3 protein-coding genes and 1 pseudogene are annotated in these 3,029 nt (G+C 69.5%); 2 read left to right on the forward strand and 2 right to left on the reverse strand.

Going from position 1 to position 3,029, the window contains the following annotated elements:
* Positions 1–94 precede the first annotated feature (94 nt).
* Positions 95–664 (reverse strand): S-(hydroxymethyl)glutathione synthase, encoded by a 570-nt coding sequence (gene gfa / locus P409_RS30480; RefSeq protein WP_034847292.1) that lies wholly within the window; start codon positions 662–664, stop codon positions 95–97.
* Positions 665–933: 269 nt separating this feature from the next.
* Between gfa and P409_RS30485 the strand changes: the two genes are divergently transcribed.
* A complete protein-coding gene (locus P409_RS30485) occupies positions 934–1,872 on the forward strand; it encodes an aldo/keto reductase (RefSeq protein ID WP_034847295.1) in 939 nt (312 codons plus the stop codon).
* Between the two features lie 36 nt (positions 1,873–1,908).
* Complete coding sequence (locus P409_RS30490; protein WP_081991943.1) at positions 1,909–2,769, forward strand: aminoglycoside adenylyltransferase domain-containing protein; 861 nt, start codon at positions 1,909–1,911, stop codon at positions 2,767–2,769.
* A gap of 41 nt (positions 2,770–2,810) precedes the next feature.
* Here the strand turns inward: P409_RS30490 and P409_RS39465 are convergent.
* Positions 2,811–3,029, reverse strand: a pseudogene (locus P409_RS39465) (CCA tRNA nucleotidyltransferase); the annotation flags it as partial.

A 3,029-nucleotide genomic window follows, 5' to 3' on the forward strand; every position in this document is an offset into this window, starting at 1 on the left:
TCGCTTCGCGCCTCCGACCTCTCCCGCAAGCGGGAGAGGCAACAACCCGGTGCCTCATTCGGGCCGGGGCGATCCGATCCGGCCGGAGTCCGGATTAGGCCGGGAGAGCGCCGGAGCGCTTGGCGGTCCAGGTCGCGACGTAATCCATCAGCCCCGGGGACAGGCAGTCATAGGGCGGCAGCCCCAGCTCCTTCAGCCGGGCGCGCACGCCGTCCATGCGGCTCGGGTCGACGCCAGATTCGATGATCGAGGAGACGAAGGCGGCGAAGGTCGGCGCGGCATAGCCGCTGTTGTCGAACCGCTCCGGATGGATGAAGGACAGGCCCTTGAACGGATGGTCTCGCTCGACCGGCCCGTACAGGTGCACGCCGCACTGCTTGCAGGCGTGACGCTGGATCAGGGCGCTGGGGTCGACCACCGCCAGCTTGTCGCCGTTCTCCAGCACCGTCACCTTGTCGGACGGCACCACGGCGACGACCGAGAAATTGACGCCCTTCGGCTTCCAGCACTTGGTGCAGCCGCAGGCATGGTTATGGGCGACATCGCCCTCGATGCGCACCTTGACGGGACGGTCGGTGCACAGACAGGTCAGCGTGCCCCCCTGGAAGCTGCCGGACCCCTGGCGCACGCCGCCGTCGACGACCGGGTGTATGGACTCGCTCATCGCGTTTCTCCCTTTTGACGTTCGTTGACCCGGATGGTCGTTCCGGCGGAAGTGTCGGCCAACCGGGGCGGAATCTCTATTGGACCCTCGGATGAGAAATGGGGTCGAAACCGGCCGCCCGGGCGGCATCCGCGCGTGACCGCCGCGGCTTCGGCCCCCGACGAGTCCATCGCCTCTTGGCGGGCACAGCCGGATCGGTCCAGGATCGGGGCATCGGCCCGCCGGACGGCGATTCGTCCGGGATGCGCGGCCCTGCCCGAGGAGCGATCATGCCCGATCCGATTGAGCGCCGCGCGGTCGGCCGCACCCCGTTGCACGTGTCCCGCCTGGGCATCGGCGGCGGCAGCCTGTTCAGCTCGATCGGCGACGCCGCCGTGGCCGCGCTGGTCGACCATTGCTGGGATCGCGGCCTGCGCCATTTCGACACCGCCGCCCTCTATGCCGGCGGGGTCAGCGAGACGCGCTTCGGCACCGCGCTGGCGGACCGGCCGCGCGACGAGCACGTGCTGTCCACCAAGGCCGGCCGCACCACCGAAGACGGGCAGAACCGCTTCGACTACACCCGTGACGGCCTGCTGTTCTCGGTCGAGCGCAGCCTGAAACGGCTGAAGCGCGACCGGCTGGACATCGTCTTCATCCACGACGTCACGCCCGACCTGCACGGCGATGCCTACGAGGCTCGATTTGCCGAAGCGATGGACGGCGCCTATCCGGCGCTGGCCGAGCTGCGCCGTCAGGGCGTGGTCGGCGCCATCGGCGTCGGGGTCGGCAGCTGGCAGGTGTGCCAGCGCTTCGCCGAGGCCGGGGAGTTCGACTGCATGATGCTGGCCGGCGGCTATACCCTGCTGCGGCAGGATTCGACGCCGTTCCTGGACGATTGCGTGACGCGCGGCATCTCGGTGCTGGTGGCGGCGCCGTTCAACACCGGCATCCTGGCCACCGGCGCGGTCGAGGGCGCGCGCTACCACTACAAGCCGGCGACGCCGGAGGTGATGGAGCAGACCCGCCGGATCGAGGCGGTGTGCCGCCGCCACGACGTGAAGCTGCCGGCGGCGGCGCTGCAATTCCCGCTGCGCCATCCCGCCGTCATCAGCGTCGTCGTCGGCCACCAGTCGGCCGGGGAGGTCGACCGCAACCTGGACCTGCTGCGGCAGGACATCCCCGAGGCGCTGTGGGCCGAGCTGGCGGCGGAGGCGGCGGCCGCGTAGGGCCGTAGCGGTGACGAACCCGAAGCGGGACAGCTGATGGCCACCAGGCAGGGAGCAGGCTTGCAGATCATGTCTGGGGTCAGTCTGGAGACCGCCGACCGGGAGCTGCGCACCTATGTCGAGGCGGTGGTCGCCGATCTCCGGGACGAGGTCGGCGACAGCCTGTCGGCCGTCATTCTGCACGGGTCGCTCGCCATGGGGTCCTTCCATGCTCCCAAAAGCGATGTCGATCTCCTCGTGCTGGTCCGGGACCTGTCCCCCGGCCGGGCCGAGATGCTGTATCGTCTGTTCGAGCGCCATCACGCTCGCAGGCCCTATGTCGGCGGCCTCGAAGCCAGCGTGATACGGACGAGCGATGCGCGGTCGCCGAGACACCCGTTGCCGTATCTGGTGCATTTCAGCGAAACAACGGCGGGATGGCGGCCATGGCAGGGCGAAGATCCGCCGACGGACGAAGATCTCATCGCCCATCTGACGGTCGCCAGGCATCACGGTATCAGCCTCCACGGCCCGGAGCCGGCCGACCTCATCGGCGATCTGCCGTGGACCGACTATCTGGCATCGGTCCGCAGCGACATCGACTGGATTCTCGAAGACGAGAACATCCTGACGTCGCCCTTCTACGGCATCCTCAATCTCTGTCGGTGGATGATGATCGAGGAGGCGGAGGATCGGATCGTCCCGGGGAAGGAAGAGGCCGGGATCTGGGCCTTGTCCCATCTGCCGGCCGCGCTGACCGAGATCGTCGCCCAGGCTCTCGCCGCCTATCGGGCACCGGATTGGCCGCACGACCGGGAGGAGCGGCGGCTTGCCGGAGGGCCTTGGCCACGTCCGGGGCTCATCGAGTTCCGTGACTATGTTCGCTCGCGGCTGCCGGGTTCCGACACCGGAACGTGAACCGCGGCCGGCCGATGCCCCGCTTGGACAGGTCTCGCGCCCTAAACCCCCGCCAATTCCCGCAGCCGGCCCAGGCTCTCCTCCCGGCCGGGACGCAGCCCTTCGCCGATCCACCAGCGCTCGACCTCGGCCAGCGCCTTGCCGACCGCGGGGCCGGACAGGCCGAGCGCGACCACGTCGCGGCCGCGCACCGGCAAGGCCGGCACCGGCTCCGTCTCCAGCGCCGCCAGGGCGCGCTTGAAGCTCCAGCGCTTCGGTGC

Source organism: Inquilinus limosus MP06 (assembly GCF_000767795.1).
GTDB lineage: Bacteria > Pseudomonadota > Alphaproteobacteria > DSM-16000 > Inquilinaceae > Inquilinus > Inquilinus limosus_E.